This window comes from Xylanibacter ruminicola (assembly GCF_900142525.1).
GTDB lineage: Bacteria > Bacteroidota > Bacteroidia > Bacteroidales > Bacteroidaceae > Prevotella > Prevotella ruminicola_A.
The window spans coordinates 23,360-44,732 of record NZ_FRBD01000012.1 but is presented as its reverse complement, the minus strand read 5'-3'; the positions used below and the strand labels follow the sequence as shown (position 1 = coordinate 44,732).

Genomic DNA, 21,373 nt, shown 5'->3' with positions numbered 1-21,373 from the left:
ATTATATATAGAGGTGTAAAATAACAATCATCGCGTCATTTTGTCATTTTTAAAGGCTACCCATCGGAATGCATTTGTAAAGAGCAGGTTCTGGGTAGCGTCAATGAAAGCTTCGTCACCATGTCCCATATTAAGATAGACCATACGATATTTCTTGTTAGTCCACACGATTGGGAAGTCTCCATGCGTAACAATATCCTTGATACCAAAGGGATAATTCTTTGGTGAGATACTTACCAGAACCTCAACATCCTTATTTGCGCGAGGTGAAGGGGAAAACTGGTAGAACTCGCTTGACGGTGCAACGAAAGACTTTGGCAAGGTACGTGTAACCGGACTCTGCTGAGTCTCGACATCAACGAGTACAGACTGCGGTGGCCAGTTATTGGCTAAGAAAGGACCACAACCCAAAAACTCATTCAACCATGGCCAATGCGTATTTCTATCATTATATCCTGTAGCATGGAATCCTAGCCAGCCCCCACCCTGCTCCATATAACTTTGAAAAGCCTTACGGGCAGACTCACTATATGGCAAGGCGTTCAACATTACCATCACATCGTACTTCTTCAGTGTATCAAGACTTGCGGGACAATCGGTACGTACATCGTAGGTAAATCCTTCTCCATAAGACAATTTATGAAAGAAACGTATGGCCTGCTTATCGAACTCAACATGGGCTGGTTCAGCAGAAGGATCCCATACAAGTAACACATTGAAACGGACCTTATTACCTACGTAATTAGCTGTATAAGGGCCAGCCTCACCATGCATCAGTATCTCACAAATAACATTCCTCAATTTCTCTTGTCTATCATCGCCATATTCCCAGTACATACCTCCATGCAAACGGTGGTCGATGATATACTGGCACTTGATGCCAATGGAACGCTCGTTTTCATAGCCCATGACAAACTCTCCTTGCGAATTTACCAGATAAGGCACCATAGACTGTTCGTGCCAACATTCAGTTACACCTTTTGTACTATCGGGCTCAGTAGTATAACCCTGCACGCCTCGGCCATAAAGTGGCATTCCCATCACCAGCTTTTCACATTGTACGCCAGCCTTCAGATGGGCTTCGATAGCAGCAGAGGTTGTCATCCTGTTGGTAATTTCAGAAGGATATAAGGCAGAGTGATGATAGGGCGGATTGCCCATATCGTACGACATGACATTGACCATGTCGATATACTGGATGCAACTGCGGAAGTCAATATACTCTGCACTGGCAACGGTAGCACATGTCAAAAGTTTCTCTCCCAGCTCATTTCTCAGATCACGCATCAAATGTGTAAAGTTGCGCGTATCTTCAGGAGAAGATGATATACCTGCAGACGACTGAGTAGGATATTCCCAATCGATGTCAATGCCATCCAACTTAAATTTATCCACTACCCGACGACAATCTAAGGAAAATGCCATCCGCTTTTCTTTCGCTGCTGCCATTTCGCTAAATCTTCCACTGCCCCATCCACCAATAGATAGGAGAACCTTCAGCTTAGGATTCTTCTTTTTCAAAGCAACGATCTGCTTGAGACGCGCTTCGTTGTCGATATCTATACCATCAAAAGTCTTGTTAACGTAGCCAAAAGCATAATTAATATGTGTCATCACCATTGGATCAGGGATTGTTTGAGTCCATGATGTTACGTAGGCAACAACAACCTTTTTCTGTCCGTTGACTGATACAAATAAACAAAGGAGAGCTAATAACAGAAATAACCTATTGATTTTGTTATTCATATTCGAGATATTTGTTTGATTCATAATCTGCTGCAAAGATAAACTATTTTTTTTTATATTCCTACTTTTGTTTTCATTTTATCATAAACTTACGTCCATTTTGGATATGGATACCTCTTGACGGGTTCACCACACGTCGGCCTTGCAGGTCGAAGATACCTGATGACTGATTACGACTGTAGAAATTCCAGGGAGCAGAAACACCCGTGGTTCCATCCGAAACTATTAATACTGCACTTGTAGGATCACTGCAATCGATGGTGAACACATATGTTGCCCCATCCGTTAGCTTAGCGCCCTCAACCAGTTTTATATTTCCATTTTCCTCATTGTCGATACGGAACACATTGCTGGTAGTCGAAATATGGTAGTGAGAGCCATCGCGTACGTTAAACTCATCGCTATTGTTGTTTCCCCAACCTGGCTGATGAAAGAACTTGAAATTAACATCGGTAGCTACAAGTTGCTGTCCCACGGTGAGCGTGAGTTGATAGATCTTGTCGGCAACCTGCGGTACAGCTACAAACATATCAGGTGTAGGGTTCCAGCCATTGCTTGCTCCCCAATTGCCAGCATGAGCAATATCAGGTTTGCCCACATTGGCGTTGCCGATCATCCATATTGCACCTGTTCCGTCTTCCTTACTATACGTAAGTAGGTTTCCTGTAGCATCAACGGGAAGGATCTGGAAATAGTGAGTATTGAAGAAGGCTGTAATCTTGTATCTACCAGTGATAGGTACGAACCCATAGCCGCCATCGACAGGCCTCAGGAAATCGGGGTCGTAATACCAACTCCCATCGGTAAGTTCCTCTGCGCCACTCATAGTATAGACACAGTCTTGCTCCATATCAAGAATGGCACTATAGGTATTCAGGCCGATATAATCAAGGGGATAATCTCCGATTTTCACCTCTTTCTTTTCCACTATGCCACCCATCAGTTTTTCAAAAACCGTGGTGCGCTCAGTGCCGATATTATCATCATTATTGTATTCCCAATACATACCACCAGCAAGGTCGTTGTCAAGGATATACTGGCACTTGATGGTGAGTGAACGCTCATCATCATAACCATAGGCAAATTTTCCGCTCGCATCTGTTACATATGGAACCTTAGCCACATCATCCCAATGGTCTATCCACTTACCGCTCGCAATGCCGTTCTTAATCTCCTGTAGAGATATCTGACTTCCCGCACCACTATTGCCATAGAAGGCGAGTCCCATCACCAGCTTGTGAGCAGGAATGCCTGCCGTCAGATGCCGTTGGATACTCTCGTGCATAACGAGCCAGCCATTACCAACAACTCCACCACGACAAAGGGCAGAATGATGGTTGGGAGGACCAGACATATCATAAGTCATCACATTGACGAAGTCCAAATACTGGATACAACTCTTATAGTCATAATAACCTGGATCGGCCGACGAGGCCATAGTCAGCAAGAACTTGTCACCCAAGGCTTCGCGGAGATCACGCATCAGTAGTGTGTAGTTTTGTTTCTCATCGTTAGGCGACTTCTCCCCACTAGAGTTATTGCCGGGAAACTCCCAATCAATGTCGATACCATCGAGGTTGTAATCCCTACAGAATTTCACACATGACTCCGCAAAAATCTGGCGGGCCTTCTCATTAGCAGCCATGGGTGTGAACTTGCCACGTCCCCAACCACCAACAGAAAGTAGTATCTTCAGTTCGGGATTTTTCTCCTTCAGTTTCACAATATTTTTCAAACGACTGGTACCATCGCTGTACACTTTATTGTCGCTGCCCACACCCCCAAATGCATAATTAATATGGGTCATCACAAATGGGTCGGGCATGATGCTGCTCCACGACGTCACGTAGGCAACAACCACTTTCTCTGCGGCCTTCACCTGGCCTATCATACTGAATAAGACTATCGCTACCAAAAACAACTTTTTAATCATATAATACTTCATATAAAATATTTTCTAAAACTGCCAGCGGTTAGGCAGCTGACGTTCTGGCCAAATATGCTTAGCATACTGATAATCATATAATTCGAAGAACGATGTCAGTCGTGTCAACCTCTGTAGGAAAGCTTGATAATCCTTATTTTCCGGAAATGACCACTGAACCTCGGCTAATGCAGACATACGTGGCAGTGCCTGATATTCAACAAGACCCTCAGTCGTTAGATGCTCAGACCACAAGTTAGCTTGTACTCCGATGATATGCTTTCGAGCTTTAATCGACAAGGAATCAGGCGCAGGCTCCAACGAATAGACTTTATCTACAGGAACGTACCCACCACAGCGCGTTGGCTCGAACATCGCATCCTCTGACTGCAGATAGTCAAAATAGCAAAAGGTGGTAGGCGACATTATCACATCGTAACCTAATTCTGCAGCCTTTGCGCCAGGTTCCGTGCCTCTCCACGACATAATCATAGCGTCTTTAGGCGCATGGTTCTCCAAAATTTCATCCCAGCCAAGTACACGACGATGGTGAGACGTAAGAAAATCAAACACTTTCTGAGTAAAATACCCTTGAAGCGTAGCATCCCGTATGTCGAGAGCTTGACATTTCGCACATTGTTCCCACTTCTCTGTTGGTGTCTCGTCGCCTCCGATGTGTATGACCTCCGAAGGAAATATTTCCATTATTTCTGTCAACACATCCTCCACAAACTGATAGACCTTGGGATTTCCTACACAGAGAACATCTTTATATACCCCCCAATAATGTCCCACCTGATAAGGACCACCCGTACAACCAAGTTCCGGATAACTAGCCAAGGCAGCCAACATATGACCAGGCATATCAATCTCCGGCACAACAGTAATGTGGCGTTCTGCAGCATACCTCACAATATTGCGGGCCTCTTCCTGAGAGTAATAGCCGCCATAGGGAATCTGATCATCGAGGTCGGAATTGATACCCACGGTAGTGCCTGAGCGTTTCGCCCCTACCTCAATCAACCGTGGCCATTTTTTTATCTCAATACGCCAACCCTGATCATCTGTAAGGTGCCAATGGAAAGTATTCATGTTATGGAGTGCCAACAGGTCAATAAACTTCTTGACATACTCCACCGAGAAGAAATGGCGAGAGCAATCCAAATGCATGCCACGCCAAGAAAAACGTGGAGCATCGGTAATGACAACGGCAGGGAACTCAGTTACAGGAGTATTATTGCCTACAGACAGAGCTTTACGGAGCGTTTGAATACCATAAAAAACACCTGCTCCAGAACCTCCTGTAATGGAGATCCTTTCTTTAGATACGCTGAGTACATAACCTTCAGAATCCTTACTTTCTGATGAAACGGCTAACTCGATATAACGAACCTTCTTCTCGCGCTTCCGACTAACTGAAAGTTGGAGGCCAGTCAATTCCCTTAGATAAACCTGAAGGAAGGTTGCCTCACCTTGTAGACCCTCACCGACAAGAATCTGCACTCTGTCATTCAACTGGAAGGGTTCACCCTTTTGTTGTTGAATACTCTGTGGCAGAGGAACAACATCGTATGACACAGCTTTAGCGTGAACGCCGAGTATCAGTCCGAAAAAAACAACAAAAATCTTTCTCATACTCGCTGGAATTTATATTCCACAAATGCTTCCATAGCCTCATAGCAAGCCAATCCAAGATCATCATAACGTTTGGCTGTCTCGCGGTTACGGTCTTCTGCCCTTTGCCAAAAAAGACGTTCGTCATTGCCAAGGAAAGGGGCTGACTCCATCTGACTCTGATGGCGCAGAATGGCATTTCGCTTTTCGCGTAATTCCTCTGGACTCATCGGTACACACATCTCTATGTCAGCTATATCCCACTCTGCCCAGGCACCACGATACATCCATATTCGACAATCTTTCAGCCACAATTTGCCACCTTTTCGTTCCTCGTCTATAGCAGCAAGAACAGCATCCGTACATTTTTTATGTGTACCATGCGGGTCTGCAAGATCGGCGGCAACATAGATTTGATGTGGTTTGATTTCAGAGAGCAATTGCTGGATGGGGATGACATCCTGCTCGGACATTGGCAACTTCTCGATCTTACCGCTTTCGTAAAACGGCAGATCGAGAAAATGGATATGATCACTATTGATGTCATTGTATGCACAAGCCAGTCGAGCCTCACCGCGACGTATCAGTCCTTTCAGGCGAAGCACTGTTTCATTATCTGGAGCATTTTCCTGCTTACTCTTCAAGAAATTCTTTACATCCTGGTAGCTGTGCTTAATCACTTCGTCTGAGCCATTGGCAAAAATCGTATTGAAACCATTAATGAAATGCATGAAACGCGTTACCTCTTCGTCGCCTACGGCAATATTGCCACTGGTCTCATAAGCAATATGTACATCATGTCCTTGTTGCATCAGTCGATGGATAGTACCACCCATAGAGATGACATCATCATCAGGATGGGGTGAAAACACAACAACACGTTTCGGATACGGCAAGGATCGTTCTGGGCGGGTTGCATCATCCACATAGGGTTTACCACCAGGCCAGCCAGTAATGGTGTGTTGCAGTTCATTAAACACATCGATATTTATCAATCCTGCCTGTCCGTCGTATTGCCTAACTAAATGACCAAGCCCATTATCCACATAATCCTTTGTAGAGAGCTTTAATAATGGTTTGCCAACCTTCTTACACAAGTCGATTACCTGTCGACGTTGCGAGTGATCTGGCATTTGTATTTTACCTGTAAGATTAAAATCCATTGTCTAATCTTTTTTTATCTGAATCTTGGTGATAGTTATGTCGCCACCAATAATGAGAGCAGTTTCAGTCCCATTCATTGTTGTTGCCATTCCCTCCGAAATTTCGAATTCAAGAAAATCCTCACCAGCAGCAAGTGTGATATTATTATCGCTTTCACCGCCATCACGGATGTAAGGAGCTCCCCACCAACCGTCACACAGACAGAAAGTCTGAGGAGCGTCATGGTGAACAAACGTAAACCTGATAATCTGTCCGGCCTCTGGTGTTATCGCCGAGAGATTGAGTTCGGACGCAGGGAGATACCACCACCAGCCAGTGGTATATTCACCCGACCAAAGTGTAGGATATTCACGAAACAGCTCAATCTTCTTCAATGTATAGTTTCCGCCACCAATGATAATACCACCACCGGCATTAAGAGTTTCTACCATACCCTGCGATATAGGGAATTCTATTTGAGTTATTCCTGCGGCAACCCATACTGTATTATTTCCTTGACCGTCAACATTAGGCGTACCCCAATTTGCATCGCATACACATACGCTAGCACCATCAGGATTGTCGAAAGTAAGACGCATCATAAGACCTTCATGGATCTGAATATCTTCAAGATTTAATTGGTCTGATGATAGATACTGCCAGTTAGCCCAGTCGTAAATATAAACTTCATCTTGCCAAATTGGAACATATCTTTCACCTCCAGTTTCTTCGTTTTCACCTGAAATCTCATCAGACAGTGTTATCTCAGGCAACGTATACTTCCTTCCACTGCAATCCTCAAGAACTACCTGAGCCGGTCCTGCTTTAATACCCATTGGCGAATAGATGTGTAGCGAACCTGTAGCCTTACGTCTAAAAAGATTTGATGCTACAACAATATCATCACCGTTTTTACCTGGGAAATATGCTTTTGTAATAAATTCAAGGTCGCTGCCATACACCTCTAAACACTCATTGATTTTTATTTCTTTGTCAAGCGGAGCCACGCGTACTGGTTCAGGTTTGCCAATAGTCAGTAACATGGGGGATTCTGCAGATTCACCATTGGCTTCAATAGTTATAGTTCCACCTTCAGCAGCAATACCTGCAGGGGTTGTTACAGTAATACATCCGTTGCCAACCTTAGTGATGTTATTCACAACTACATTGCCTGGGAATATAACAGAAGAAACTTCATCAAGGTCCGTTCCTGTAATGGTAACAACTTGACCTTCTATGACTTTTATTGGCAGGACAGACTTCACTTCAAGCTGGTGATTGGCACCAGCGGTATCGTCGTCGCTACATGAAATCACCAGCATTATAGACAGCAATGCGAGGCTTGTGACCAAAATATGTTTTTTTATCATTTCTTTCTTATTTAAAATGTGATTGAATGTTCTTTACCAATTGGGATTCTGTTTCAGATTACTGTTATTCTGAATTTCAGACTGCGGAATTGGATAGAGATTGTACTTTTCGTTCCATTGACGAGTCTTGGTGACTCTATTGAGAATCAAGTGTCCACTTCCATCCAGTTTGAATTCCGCCACATCAACATTTTTGAAGAACTCAGCACCTTTCTTCCAACGACGAACATCCCAGAAACGATGACCTTCGAAGGCTAATTCTACCATTCGCTCACGCATGTAACGTTCTTCAAAACCATTACTGCCTTGGAATTCGGGCATCATGATGTCGGGACGATTACGAAGTGCATTGATGGCCTCGTTAGCCGACATATCAAATTCTCCCTTTTCATCGGCATCTCCGTAATAGTTGTACATGGCTTCTGCATAGTTAAGATATACCTCAGCCAAACGCATCACAATCCAATTGTGACGTGTAGAGGTTTGGTTGTTTGCTGTAGTGATACAGTTGCCATCAACAAACTTCTTCAAATAGTAACCCGTAGGGGTAGCACCATACTTTGGTGCTCCATTAAAGCCGTTCTGATAAGTTTCGATAGGAATCTGCTGAGCTGTATTTGTTGGCCAGAGGTCGCCATTTTTAACGACAGTAAGTTCGAAACGTGGATCAAGACCTTCGTATGGATTCTCATCAGTCACATCGACATCACCAGGATGCTTCTCTTTGAATGTCATGCCATCAGCCTGATATTCGTATGCATCCACCAGTGCCTGCGTTGGACAATTGCCTGAATTACCGTTCTCCACACCCACTGGGTAGTTAAACTGTTCGAAGCTGTTGCTGGCCTGAGTGCCGAGAACGAAGATGAATTCAGGATTTGTGAAGGTATCGTGCCCCCATAGATTGGCATAGCTGCTAAACTTATATCCCCAACGCTGCGCATTGTCAATGATTACCTTGCTAGCAACAGCAGCCTCTTTCCATAGAGCCTTGTTACCGCTCGTATTAAACAAGGGTGAAGCCTGATAAAGCAATGCACGTGCTTTCAGGGCAAGAGCAGCACCACGAGTGGCACGTCCTATCTCCTGACCAGGAATGTCATTATATGACACAGGCAAATACTCAGCCACAGCATCTAACTCGTCAATGATGAACTTGAAAACTTCACTAGCAGAAGCGCGTTCCACCCTGTTGGCCTGCTCATTAGTAAGCGTTGTAGTCACCAAAGGTACACCACCATAGGCACGCACTAACTCGAAGTAAAAATAGGCCCGGAGGAAACGTAACTCATAAGGGAATATCTCAAACTGCTGCACCATGTTCTGATAGTCGGGATCATACTCATAATCCGACAAATCGATCTTGTGAATGCGTTCAAGATACATATGTATCTGTGTGATAGCACGATATGATCTGTCCCATATGTCCGGGAAAGGATTCGAAGGATTCCATCCACCATTGTAATACTTGTGAATGGGAGAGAATGAAAGCGAAAATTCCGACTCGTCTGTGGCACTGGCTATCATGGCCCCATTACCATACAGATTGTCCTTGAATTCACTCGGCATTTGAGCGTATACATCGTAGACAAGAGCTTTGACACCATTGATGGGACTATTATAAGTCCACTTTTCATCACGACCTGATGCTTCGTTGTAATTCAAATCGGCACAGCTAGTAAGGATTACTGCCGCAATACCAAATAAAACAATTTTTATCTTGTTCATAAAATTTTAAATTAGAAAGTTAATGTGACACCCATGTTGACACCCTTGAACATTGGATATGCAGTAGAAAGTACTTCAGCATCCATAGCGTCAACGTTATCAAAAGAAAGAAGGTTCTCACCCTGCACGAACACCTTGACTCCTGAAAGAGGGAGTTTTGACAGCAACGTGGCAGGAACTTTATAGTAAACCTCAATGTTCCGCATCTTCAAGAAGTGAACAGACTTGAACCAGATGTCGCTAGGTTGGCTATTATTGCTGCTGTTCTGAGTTGTTAATCGTGGGTATAGGGCGTTATTGCCAGCTACATCCCAGCAGTTATTGTAGTAATCCACAGAGAGGTTACCATTATTAGCCATACCACCCCATATTGCAGACGGCAGATACTTCATGTAGTTGCCAGTACCTTGGAACCAAGCGTTCAGGCCAAAACCTTTGTACTCGACACCGATATTGAAGGCGTAGTTTAACTCAGGAATATCTGTAGCTCCATCAAGGCTGGTCATATCGAATTCATTGATTACCTGATCAGCGTTGAGGTCCTGGTATTTGATGTCGCCCGGAGTTACAGTTGAGTATTCCTGACGATTGCAGGCATCTACGTCAGCCTGATTTTTAAAGAAACCTGCCGACTTGAGTCCCCATGCTTCATTAACGCGATGGCCTACAGGATCGAGCAACGGATAAGTGGGAGTACCAATATATTTCGTTACCTCATTGCGGGCCCACGACAAGTTGGCACCCAAATTAAGATCAAGATCAGGAATGTATTTCTTCACATACTTGGCACTTACCTCAAAACCATAACTTTTTACTTTTCCCACATCATTGTATGCAGACTGTATACCAACTACCGACGAATTCTCATTGTTTGCAGAAAGCATGATGTGGCTGCGAAGTTGATAGAAGGCGTCAATCGAGAAATCAAGAGCATTTTTCAAACAAAGGTCCGTGCCAAGATTAAAACTCGTTGATGTCTCCTGCGAGAAATCTGTCGTTGGGAAGGAACCAAGCGATGCACCCCATGTAGCATTATAGTTGTTTCCAATAATCACATAACCATGCGAAGCATCCCATGTAGGAAGCCACATACCATGGGTTGGCATATAATCGGTATGTTGAATGCCAGCCGATGCACGCAGTTTGCCATAATTGAGCAAGTCATCGTTAGTCTTGGCATATATCCAACCGAGTGATAGTGTGGGTGAAAAAGCCCACTTTGAAGGATAGGTACGATTGGATCCGTTACCTGCAAATACAAGGTCTGCAATATAACGGTTCTGCAAATCGTAGTGGAAGGCTCCCATGATATTCTGACGATAAATGGTATTACCTCGTCCATCGGTACTTGAACCGCTGTTAGTATATACAGCTGTAGCACTAAAGTGGTCATTGCCAAGGAACGATCGCTTGTAGTTAACTCCTATGCTAGATTTTGCTTTCCACCATTGGCCGGCATTCCAATTGCTGAAAGTAAGGTTTGTTTCCTTATTACCGAATGTGGTCAGAGCTACATGATTCATGTCGCCGATAGTGGCTGTGTACCGTTCATAGCCATACTCGTGAGCCTTATGCATGTTTTCAGCATATATCGATGAGTTGGCGTATCCGGCACCAACAAACAAACTCAGACCGTTTAGCAGGAAGTCGAGTTTTTGGGTTAGTTTAGCATCTACCCACAACTGTCGCTGATGGGTTTTGTAGAAACCTGACTCCTGAATCTTAGCAACAGGATTTGCGTCACCGTAAGTTTCGTTACCTCCCCAGATACCTGTTGTGGTCTTAAGTGGGAAAGCACTTGCCGGCAGGTTATAAATGGCAGCTGTTGCATCATCGGCACCGATGTCGGAAGGCCTTTTGGTTTCCTGAAACATACCAAAGAGATTTACCGACATAAATGTTGTGCTGGTGAGGTTGAAATCGAGATTGGTACGGATGTTTGCCTTCGACTGGCGCAGTTGAGCATTGTAATCGGATTGTTTGGTATCCTTAAAAGCGCCACGAGCATCGGTATAATCGATATTGGTATAGAATTTCACCCTATTTGTGCCTCCATACACCGAGAGATATGCATGATCTTCCTCTGCTTTGTTTTTAAAAGTAAGATCATGCCAATTGACATTAGGATAGAAACAAGGGGCAGAACCATTTTTGAAAAGTTCCAGTTCTTGCTCAGTATATGCGGCAGAGAGTCCGTCGTTGAGTCGTGCACGGTTGAAAGCTTCGGCATATTGGTAGCCGTCCACCATGTCTGCAAATTCTGGACTGAACAAGAATTTATGACTATAGTCTGCCTTGACATGCGTTTTACCTTCTGAGCCACGCTTCGTCTTTACCAATATAGCACCATTGATACCTTCGTGGCCAAGAAGAGCTGTTGCTGCAGCATCCTTTAAAACTGTGACACTCTCCACCTCTTCTACACTGAGTCGATCAATGGGACGCTCATAGCCATCGACAAGTATGAGGATACTTTTATCGTTAAGCGTATGATAACCTCGGATATTAAACGAAGCGCCCTTATTTTCATCGCCCGAGAAGCCTCCTGTAGAAAGAGCCGTGAGACCTGATAGTCTTCCATAGAGAGCCTGGGCAAGATTGGTTGCCGAAGTCTGCTGCAATTCTTCGCCAGTGATTGTGGTTGCTGAAGCAGTACTGAGGAAATTACTCACCTCCACACCATAACCCAAATCATAGGTACTTGCATTCTTATCGTTGAGTTTTACCTGCGCACTTGCTGTCAGAGAGAAAGCCGCCACTGCAATGATCAACATTCTATTTGTTTTCATATTCTGCAATTCTTACTTGATATTTTAAAACTAAATTACCAACCTGGGTTCTGGTTCAGACCATAGCCCTTGTTAATCTCATCACGTGAAATTGGCGAAAGATACCACTTGTCAGTCCACTTGCTTGTTTGGTTGTCAGTGTTCCACCATACGCGGATATTATTTGTGCAAGGTATCTTCTCATAAATACAGTTTGGCCATGGTTCACCAGGTTGTAGACTTGTGTCACCATTATAGTCAGCGGGATCCATCTTATTGCCGTTAGCATCCTTGCGCCATACGCGCAACTGATGTACCTGTTTCTTGAATATATCCGACCTCTTATAACGTATGAGGTCATACCAGCGAGAGTCTTCATAACCGAATTCACAGGCACGTTCCTTAAATAGTTGTTCAATAAAGTTGTCTTTATTTGAGGTGAGATTAAGCTCTGGATTCATCACCTCTACCTTGCCAAGACCTACGCGTGCACGAACCTTATTTAATTCATCACAAGCCTTCTGTAGGTTGCCAGTCTGCGCCAGAGCCTCAGCGTAACACAAGTGGATGTCAGCCATACGTAAATAAGCATAGTTAGTGGGATAATATGCTGCATAGCCGTTGTCACGAAGGTATTTGAACAATTTCAAGCGGGTAGACCAAGGGTTGTCTGTAACCTGAGGGTTAAAATTCTGATCTACATTTCCCCCTTGCCATATTTCTGTGCTTGAAAGCCCATTATATTGCTCTACAAGATTGTTACGATTTACCACCATTGTCTCATAAAGACGTGGATCGCGATTGACAAAGATGTCTATGTTTTGGGGATTGTTGGTATTGAAGACATCGTTATATGGGAAGTTGCGGCCATCTGCCATACCAAACATCTCCATGTATTCAAGAGTGAAGAGGGCCATTCCAAACTCATCCATACCTTCTACATTCCAGTCACCATTCCATGCATTATTTCCAGGACCTGCATGAACTTCAATCACCTTCTCGCTATTACCACGGAACCAGTAAGCTGCACGATATGCATTGCAATAATCTTGCTCACTGTTACCTTCTGGTTGTACAAGAGCAAAGTAACCTCCGTTGGAACTATTGGCCTTAAAGAAATCCTCACAAGCATTCAGGGCTTTCTGCCATAATTCGGGCTTGTAACCGCCAGTCCATATCTGATTGAGATCCTGGTTTTCCTCGTTGCGAGTAAATTGAAGATACGGTTGGTCACTATTGAACAGAGGTGAGGCAACGAAATTCCACAGTTTTACGCGCAAGCCGTAAGCCGAACCTTTGGTCAGACGACCAGAATTAGAAGCCTGATCTTGTACATAGAAAGGAAGTCCCGGCTCGTCGATAGCTGCCTGAATAAGCTCGTCGATAAATTCTGCAGTCTCAACTACGCTCATACGCTTACCATCTACAATATCAGCGGCCTCATATGAGCGGTCGACTTTAGGAAGGCCTCCGAAGTTACGGAAAGCATCAAGATACCTCGATGCCATGATGACATATGCCTCACCACGAAGCTGGCTCTTCTCTGATTCACTCAAATCGGGAACTTGCATGATGTTATCAACAAAAATCCACCCCTCACGAATAGTACGCCAGATGCCAGCACGATTATTGCCGTCACCATTGGCAATGAAAGGGAACTTGACGAAACCACCATTATCCTGATCAGTTTCTGTGAGATCACCACCATAGTACTTTCCCAGATTGTGCCATCCACAGTATGACTGGCAGATATCTGTTAAGGCATCGGGGTGTGAATACCACACTGCACCTGTATAGGTAAAAGGGTTGTGCATAGCACCATACATATGCCAGAGAAATCGCTTTGCACTCTCTCCTTTGACAAAAATAGTATCCAAAGTTACATCAACGCCCGGCTGCTTATCGAGGAAACCATTTCCAACGTTGATTTCATCGACACAGGAAGTCAGAGACCCCATAGCCACCGTAGCAGCTGCACATAAAAAAGCAGCAGTCTTCATTTTGAATTTCTTGATATAATGATTCATTGTCTTGAATATTAGAAGTTAAAATTGATACCGAAGTTGTATACACGTGTCATAGGATAACGCGTGCTACCATAACCGGCTTGTGCCTCTGGGTCATTGGCCTTGAAACTCGTAAAAGTAAGAAGGTTGTAACCATTGGTATAGACACGAATGCTATTGATGGGCACACCTGGTATACGGAACGAATAGCCAATCTCAATATTTTTCAGACGAATATATGATGCATCAACCATCCATGGAGACGACATGGAACCATTGTGCTCACGTGCCGATTTCTCAAGAGAGATACGTGGCAGGATGGCATCAGGGTTGTTCTCAGTCCAAGAATTGTCGTAGACCCATTTATTGAGCATAGACTGGTTACCAGTACCAAAAGCTGGGGTATAGAATGAACTGAGTTGACGGTTGACGTGTGTGGCACCTACCCAAGTCATAGAAAAGTCGAAGTTCTTCCAATTGAGCGTTGCATTAACACTACCTGTATACTCAGGAATATCGCTGTAGCCGATGGCATGTACATCGTTGGCATCAACTTTTCCATCGCCTGTAAGGTCGACAAACACACTATCACCTGGACGTAATGTAATCTGTTGGTCAGGCATGTCAACGCCATAGACTTCCTTGTAGTGTTTTTCGGTTTCATTAGGAACATAAAACTCAAAGAAGTCGTAACCGAAAGGTTGTCCAACAGGATGTCCTGTATGGTACATGTGGGGGAATTCTTTCTTTACTTCTGCCATTTCAACAATCTTGTTACGAGCAAAAGCAAAAGTAGGAGCAATAGAGTATCTCACTTCGCCAATCTTATCGGCCCAACGCAAGGTAAGCTCATAACCATGATTCTTTACACGACCGAAATTGATCGAGTTTGGTTTAAGAGCTGAAATGCCTGCGATGGTAGTTTGGTTAGAAACAAGAATATTCTTGCGGTCCTCCCAAAAGAGGTCTAAGCCAAAACTTAAGCGGTCGCCAAAGAAATGTATGTCAAAGCCGTAGTTTTGCTTGGTAGCAGTTTCCCATGTAACATCGGGGTTACCATTTGTGGATTCACGTGCACCAGACATGAACGAGCCATTGTTGACGCCGAAGTTTCCTGTACGATCATTGGTCCACCATGCACCACCATTATTTGAGTAGAACTGCCATGTACCTGGCAAATAGAGGAAACGGCCAACTCCCTGGTCATTACCAACTTTACCGATAGAACCACGAATCTTGAAATAAGAAATTATATTACGGATAGGCTCCCAGAATTTTTCAGAAGAGGCAATCCAACCAAGAGAGGCAGATGGGAAGAAACCGAAACGCTTGCCTTTAGCAAAATTCTCTGATCCGTTATATCCCATGTTGAGATCTATCATATATTTAGTCTGGTAGTCGTAGGTAACACGTCCCACCATACCAACATAGCCGCGGGGAATAGAATTGTATATACCTCCAGGATAGTAATTTTTGGATTCGTTATAAAGCACGAGTCCACTAACATTGTGGTCACCAAATTTGCGGGCATAGTTGAGACTCGCTTCTGCATACCAGTTTCTACCGCCCCATTTTGACTCGCTATAGCCAAGAGGCCATGAGTCACCTTGCCTTACATAGACAATTTTTGGAGAACCATCTTCATTAAATTCGCCCTTAGCAATGGTTGCTTTGTAGCTGATTCCACCGCCTGTGGTACGAGCTTTCTGCTGAGTATAGTCAGAATTGTAGGAACCTTTAATACGGAACTCAAGTCCTTTGGTAATGAAGTCGAGTTTAAGTTTATACTGAAGATCAAGGTTTACAACACTCTGACGCTGAGTGGTATAGCCATGCTCATAGATAAGACCGAGGCCATCGGATCCAACTGCGCCAACAAGATCCGGATCGGACACAATTCGACGCCCTTCACTATCAAGGCCATAGCCTGACATCGGCGTACCATTGTTAAGAAGCCCCTCAACGCCGAAGACGCCTGACTGACCATTGTACTCACCATTACCGATGGAGTTGCGCCTACCAATGCGACCACCAATACCAATAGAAAGTGTGCTCAACTTCGATAAATCAACATCCAGATTGGCACGGAAGTTATAACGACGGTACTTGAAGTTTGCATCATCACCTTGATCGAAGGTCTTAAACAAACCGTTCTGATTAAGCATACCGGCAGAAACGAAATAACGGGCACGTTCAGTACCACCCGACACATTAATATTATATTGTTCCTGCCATGCGTGGTCGTTCATCAAGTACTTAAACCAGTTGGTACTTGGATAGACCGTAGGCATATCCATATCCTTCCAATGCTGGATAGCTTCTTTAGAGAATTTCCATCCGTCTTCAGCTACTCCCTCCACTTCCTGTGCATGGTTGTAGGCCACAGCATATTCATAGGAGCTAGCAGGTTCAAGGAATCTGGAAATCTGTTGCAGTCCAGCCGAAGTTGTTAGCGAGATTTTGGGTTTACCCACCTCACCACGACGAGTTGTAACAAGAATAACACCATTGGCACCACGCACACCGAAGACAGCCGTAGCCGAGGCATCCTTAAGAATAGAAATGTCCTGCACCTCATTCGGATCTATCTGGCTGAACTCTCGCTCCACGCCATCAACCAATACAAGGGGCTCTGCACTATTAAAAGAGCCGATACCACGAATACGTATCACAGGATCGTCGCCGCCAGGCACACCGGTGTATTGCACCGACTGAAGTCCTGGGAGTTTACCTGTAAGTGCATTACCGAGCGAGGCTGCCGGCGACTTAAGAAGTTCATCTCCACTCACATTAGAAACAGATCCCGTTAGTGTCACCTTACGCTGCTGACCATAACCGATAACGACCAATTCGTTCAGCATCTCATTACTTGCCAACAGGACAACATTCATTGAACCAGATGTTGCTTTCTTTTCCACTGGCTTGCAGCCGACATACGAGAATACCAATGTAGTACCCTTGGGAACTCCCGCTAAAAGATAATTACCACCGACATCTGTCACCGTGCCTTTCGACTTGTCTAAAGTCTGCACAGTGGCTCCGATAATCGGTTCGTTCTGCTCGTCAGTAACACAACCTCGCACATCAATTAGTCCTTGTGCGAGACACACCTCCTGCAACAACAATGCCAACAAGAGGAGACTCAGTTTGCATAACTTTCCCATTAGTAAAAAAACAAAAATATTAGAGTTAATAATAATTTATCATACAGATAGCCCATATGCAATAAAGCAAAGGTTCTGATTGAATTTACAGACTATTGTCCGTTATTACGATTGCAAAAGTGATGATTATTCTCTATAAAAGGGTTTAAAAAATGACATTTATCGTCTAAAATAGTTCATTTAGACAATAAACGTCATTTTACAAACCTACGAGATATGTCTTTAAACTGTCTGACGGATACGGGATCCTATCTGTGCATAGAAAAACATAACCAACTCACCAAAAAGCACGATACTCCACGACCAACGCCAGTCTCCAATCCAGTCTGCCAATACACCTTGGATGAGTGGCAGGAGTGCACCACCTACCACGCCTATCATGAATACACCAGAAGCAGCCGACGTATATTTTCCCAACTGCGCCACAGCCAAAGTAAAAATGGCTCCCCACATAATACTATGGAACAAACCAACAGCCACCAGTATCCATGGATTATTGATAATCATTGCCAGAACCACTAACAGACTAGCCATCACTGTAGTAAACGTTAATTGAACGCGTGGATGTATCGAATTGATAGTGCTACCTAACAGACGACCAACCAATAAGCCACCCCAGTAGAGAGTAGCCATCAGAGTCACCGTAGAGACATCCAGTCCCTGATCTTCAGTCACATATAGGTTGATATTCATACCAATGCACACTTCGCAACCCACATAAAAGAAGATTGCCGCAACACCATATTTCAGATGTCGGAATGACCACACGCTCTTCTCCAGTTTCTCACCAGCATCGTTATGGGTACCCTCAATGTCTGGCAATGAGAGACGGAGCAGAACAATAATAATCAGTAGAACTAGAAACATCAGCATCAGAAAGGGTGTCATGAGTTGGCTGACTTGTACATCCTCCAAAGCTAATCCGCCAAATACAATGCCCGACACAAAATAAGGAGCAACAGTCGTTCCTACAGAGTTGGCTGTCCCACCGATAGCCAAACGTTGTACAGCTTGGGTACCCTTCACACTACAGGCAGATAGATAGGGATTAATAACCACCTGAAGTATGGTGGCTGATGCCCCTGCCACAAACGAGCCTATCAGGAAGACAAAAAACGCAGAAAAATATGCAGAAAGAAAGAAAAGCAGCAAACCTACGATCATAACTACCAGTCCACGGATAAGCGTACCCTTATATCCATAGCAGGCAATCCATTTTGAGCCAAGACTGCCACAGACGGGATAAGCCAGGAACCACGAAAAAGTAATCAGTGTGGCTAAGGTATTCTTCATATTACCAGCATCAGAAAGGAACGCTGCCTTGAGAGGTCCCTGGAACTGTCCATTAGCAGTAGTAAGGAAACCTACAATAAGAAAAAGAAATACCATGGTTAGGAAAGGTCCTATATAGTTGGTCTCTATAGTTTTATCAGTCTTCATTTTTATTCGGATTTAAATGTTTCACAAATTGGGCTGCTTTCTCATCCAACAAGAACTCACAATTAGGATGAAGTTGCAGAATGGATGCAGGCACTTCAGTACATACCGGACCTTCAAGCATTTTACGTACAATCTCAGCTTTGTTTACCCCTTTAGCTACAAGAACTATTCTACGAGCATGCATAATATTCTTAATGCCGAGAGTAACTCCTCCTAACTCTATGCAGGAAGGTAACTGAGTTTCTTTTCTGATGCGCATTTCCAACTCTTCGTTCATTTGCGAGGTCCATGTCACACTCTCAAAAGGCGTACCTGGCTGATTGAACCCGAGATGGCCATTTTCTCCTAATCCAAGCATAAGAAGATCTATTCCGCCACGCCTATCTATTTCCTCTTCAAAGTGCTTGCATGTTGTATTCCAATCTTCACTTTCGGTAGGTAACATGAGGAAATGCGAATCATCAAGCTCAAGCCCATCAATGATTTCCGTCTTCAGCATAGTGTAACAAGCACCGGCATATGTACGGGGAACATTCATCACCTCGTCAAGGCCAAAGATAGTAACACGGCTGACGTCAAACTGCATCCTACGATACTGTTCCACTACCAGACGATGCATATTGCCTGTAGTTCTGCCTGTAGAAAGTCCTATCACACTCTCTCGTTTTTCAATAATCTGACTAATAATACGCGACGAGGCAGCCTGATCAAATGCCGCCTCATCACCAACAATACTAATCTTCATCATATCATAACAATCATTTAGAATTCATAGAAATTGCCGCAGCACCCAACAAACCAACAAACTTCGGATCGAGTTTGGTCAGCACAACGCCGTTTGACACAAAACGCATAGTAACAGGATGCAGATAATGCTCGATATGCTCCAGCATAAAACCATCGGCTACCACGCCACCGCCCAAAATAACTGTATCTGGGTCAGTCATCCTGACAAGGTTCATAATCAGGTTAGCCAGTGCCTCTGCAGCGTTATCTACCAATACCTTGCACAGCGGGTCGTCCTGTCCATAAAGTTTAAAGATATCCTTCACATCAACACGTTCACCATTAACAGAGGGAATATGAAGCGACGTGGGATATTGTCCCTGTAGCAGACGTGCACAACGGTCGAATCCCATGCCAGAGGCAATAGCTTCTACACAGTCGATACGTCCACAAGGACACTTCACGCCTACCTGTACCCCTACTCTTACATGTCCTACTTCGCCAGCATTAAAGTGACTTCCCCGTATCTGCTTACCATTAATTACCATACCAGCTGCAATACCTGTACCCACATTAATATAGAGAAAATTGTCAGATATCTTACCATTTCCCCACAACATCTCTGCACGGGTAGCACTTTTTACATCATTATCTATGAAACAAGGAATGCCATACTCCTCTGATAACTGTTGCGCCAATGGCATCGGATAAGTGCGCTCAGGATCTATCTGTTGCCAGATGCCCTGTTCATAATCCACACGACCTATCAGTCCAACCCCCATGGCAACAGGCTTATCCTTGTACCAACCTACCTGTTCAATATAGTCGTCCAGAGAATGACGGATAATATCAAAAGCCACATGCTGATTGAAATAACCCGAGTCATAACGCTTGTAGTTGTAAATTGTGCCTTGATTGTCAACTTCTCCTATCAGGAGTTTAGTTCCACCCAAGTCTAAGCCCAAATAAGTTTCCATATTCTGCTATTAATTATAATGATTATTTAATGATTTTACTAGGAGAGACCCCAAACTGTTTCTTAAAACTTGTACTGAAGTATTTCGGATCATTATACCCCACCTTGACAGCAACCTCTGCAATTGTCCATAACTTAGCCTCTAACAGTCTTTTCGACTCGTTAAGCCGGTAGATCCGCAGATAGTCGTTGGGGCTATGTCCTGTTACGCTTTTAACTCTGGTAAACATGGCAGTTCTACTCATTCCCATCTCCTTACAGATATCATTAATCTGCAGGTAACTGTTAGATAGTTGTCCTCTGATGACCTTATCCAGTTTCTGTATAAACTCCAGATCACGCGAATCTTTCACCGTCTGAACCCCCTCAGGATGCGAGCCGTCATCTCGCTTTTCATTAAGCACGATACCTATTCTTGCCTTCAAGATGGTTGTGTCGTAAGGTTTTGTGATATAGTCCCTGGCACCAGCCTCCAGACCATAAACGATATCTGCACTATGAGACAATGACGACAGGAATACCACAGGTATCGTACTTGCTCCTGTTTTTTCCCTGATGGCATGACAGAATTCATCGCCACTCATTTCTTGCATCAGGAATTCTGAAATAACAAGGTCTATCTGAATATTGTCGATTGTACTGATGGCCTGTTGGGCATTTTTCACAAAGACTAAATCATATTCTTTTTGCAGACATGCCTTCAGATCAACTTCAGTATCCTTATCCATTCCAACCAATAGTATTCTGCTCTTCACGGCAGAACATGGC

Annotated in this window: 12 protein-coding genes and 1 pseudogene; all 13 read right to left on the bottom strand. The window is 44.0% G+C overall.

Annotated elements, in window-relative coordinates:
- Positions 1 to 27 precede the first annotated feature (27 nt).
- The 13 genes and pseudogenes from BUB86_RS08845 to BUB86_RS08785 all read right to left on the bottom strand — a co-directional run bounded on the left by BUB86_RS08845 (position 28) and on the right by BUB86_RS08785 (position 21,360).
- Positions 28 to 1,746 carry a glycosyl hydrolase family 18 protein gene (locus BUB86_RS08845; RefSeq protein ID WP_081373186.1) on the bottom strand — a complete coding sequence of 573 codons (1,719 nt, stop codon included), beginning with the start codon at positions 1,744 to 1,746 and terminating at the stop codon, positions 28 to 30.
- Between the two features lie 73 nt (positions 1,747 to 1,819).
- Positions 1,820 to 3,691 (bottom strand): glycosyl hydrolase family 18 protein, encoded by a 1,872-nt coding sequence (locus BUB86_RS08840; RefSeq protein ID WP_081373177.1) that lies wholly within the window; start codon positions 3,689 to 3,691, stop codon positions 1,820 to 1,822.
- 12 nt (positions 3,692 to 3,703) lie between these two features.
- Positions 3,704 to 5,305, bottom strand: a complete 1,602-nt coding sequence (locus tag BUB86_RS08835; protein WP_073208562.1) for a beta-N-acetylhexosaminidase — start codon at positions 5,303 to 5,305, stop codon at positions 3,704 to 3,706.
- A pseudogene (locus tag BUB86_RS08830) lies at positions 5,302 to 6,435 on the bottom strand (PIG-L family deacetylase); the annotation flags it as partial. The gene BUB86_RS08835 and the pseudogene BUB86_RS08830, both read right to left, overlap by 4 nt.
- A 15-nt stretch (positions 6,436 to 6,450) precedes the next feature.
- On the bottom strand, positions 6,451 to 7,797 hold the full coding sequence (locus BUB86_RS08825) for an IPT/TIG domain-containing protein (protein ID WP_254795135.1): 1,347 nt from the start codon (positions 7,795 to 7,797) through the stop codon (positions 6,451 to 6,453).
- 33 nt (positions 7,798 to 7,830) lie between these two features.
- On the bottom strand, positions 7,831 to 9,525 hold the full coding sequence (locus tag BUB86_RS08820; protein ID WP_073208558.1) for a RagB/SusD family nutrient uptake outer membrane protein: 1,695 nt from the start codon (positions 9,523 to 9,525) through the stop codon (positions 7,831 to 7,833).
- Between the two features lie 11 nt (positions 9,526 to 9,536).
- Complete coding sequence (locus tag BUB86_RS08815; RefSeq protein ID WP_073208556.1) at positions 9,537 to 12,314, bottom strand: SusC/RagA family TonB-linked outer membrane protein; 2,778 nt, start codon at positions 12,312 to 12,314, stop codon at positions 9,537 to 9,539.
- A gap of 35 nt (positions 12,315 to 12,349) precedes the next feature.
- Positions 12,350 to 14,320 (bottom strand): RagB/SusD family nutrient uptake outer membrane protein, encoded by a 1,971-nt coding sequence (locus BUB86_RS08810; protein ID WP_073208554.1) that lies wholly within the window; start codon positions 14,318 to 14,320, stop codon positions 12,350 to 12,352.
- Between the two features lie 11 nt (positions 14,321 to 14,331).
- A complete protein-coding gene (locus BUB86_RS08805) occupies positions 14,332 to 17,463 on the bottom strand; it encodes a SusC/RagA family TonB-linked outer membrane protein (RefSeq protein ID WP_073208551.1) in 3,132 nt (1,043 codons plus the stop codon).
- 222 nt (positions 17,464 to 17,685) lie between these two features.
- Positions 17,686 to 18,903: an MFS transporter gene (locus BUB86_RS08800; RefSeq protein WP_073208548.1), complete on the bottom strand. Its 1,218-nt coding sequence runs from the start codon at positions 18,901 to 18,903 to the stop codon at positions 17,686 to 17,688.
- Positions 18,893 to 19,648 (bottom strand): 6-phosphogluconolactonase, encoded by a 756-nt coding sequence (locus BUB86_RS08795; RefSeq protein WP_073208697.1) that lies wholly within the window; start codon positions 19,646 to 19,648, stop codon positions 18,893 to 18,895. The genes BUB86_RS08800 and BUB86_RS08795 overlap by 11 nt, the downstream gene beginning before the upstream one ends.
- Positions 19,649 to 19,661: 13 nt before the next feature.
- A complete protein-coding gene (locus BUB86_RS08790; protein WP_073208545.1) occupies positions 19,662 to 20,606 on the bottom strand; it encodes an ROK family protein in 945 nt (314 codons plus the stop codon).
- A gap of 22 nt (positions 20,607 to 20,628) precedes the next feature.
- Positions 20,629 to 21,360 (bottom strand): helix-turn-helix domain-containing protein, encoded by a 732-nt coding sequence (locus BUB86_RS08785; protein WP_217653238.1) that lies wholly within the window; start codon positions 21,358 to 21,360, stop codon positions 20,629 to 20,631.
- Positions 21,361 to 21,373: the final 13 nt, after the last annotated feature.

Bases quoted from the DNA above. Each gene is read 5' to 3' on its own strand.
- BUB86_RS08795 (WP_073208697.1), bottom strand. From the start codon at position 19,648: ATGAAGATTAGTATTGTTGGTGATGAGGCGGCATTTGATCAGGCTGCC.
- BUB86_RS08835 (WP_073208562.1), bottom strand. From the start codon at position 5,305: ATGAGAAAGATTTTTGTTGTTTTTTTCGGACTGATACTCGGCGTTCAC.
- BUB86_RS08800 (WP_073208548.1), bottom strand. From the start codon at position 18,903: ATGAAGACTGATAAAACTATAGAGACCAACTATATAGGACCTTTCCTA.
- BUB86_RS08790 (WP_073208545.1), bottom strand. From the start codon at position 20,606: ATGGAAACTTATTTGGGCTTAGACTTGGGTGGAACTAAACTCCTGATA.
- BUB86_RS08825 (WP_254795135.1), bottom strand. From the start codon at position 7,797: ATGATAAAAAAACATATTTTGGTCACAAGCCTCGCATTGCTGTCTATA.
- BUB86_RS08820 (WP_073208558.1), bottom strand. From the start codon at position 9,525: ATGAACAAGATAAAAATTGTTTTATTTGGTATTGCGGCAGTAATCCTT.
- BUB86_RS08805 (WP_073208551.1), bottom strand. From the start codon at position 17,463: ATGGGAAAGTTATGCAAACTGAGTCTCCTCTTGTTGGCATTGTTGTTG.
- BUB86_RS08815 (WP_073208556.1), bottom strand. From the start codon at position 12,314: ATGAAAACAAATAGAATGTTGATCATTGCAGTGGCGGCTTTCTCTCTG.
- BUB86_RS08845 (WP_081373186.1), bottom strand. From the start codon at position 1,746: ATGAATAACAAAATCAATAGGTTATTTCTGTTATTAGCTCTCCTTTGT.
- BUB86_RS08840 (WP_081373177.1), bottom strand. From the start codon at position 3,691: ATGAAGTATTATATGATTAAAAAGTTGTTTTTGGTAGCGATAGTCTTA.
- BUB86_RS08810 (WP_073208554.1), bottom strand. From the start codon at position 14,320: ATGAATCATTATATCAAGAAATTCAAAATGAAGACTGCTGCTTTTTTA.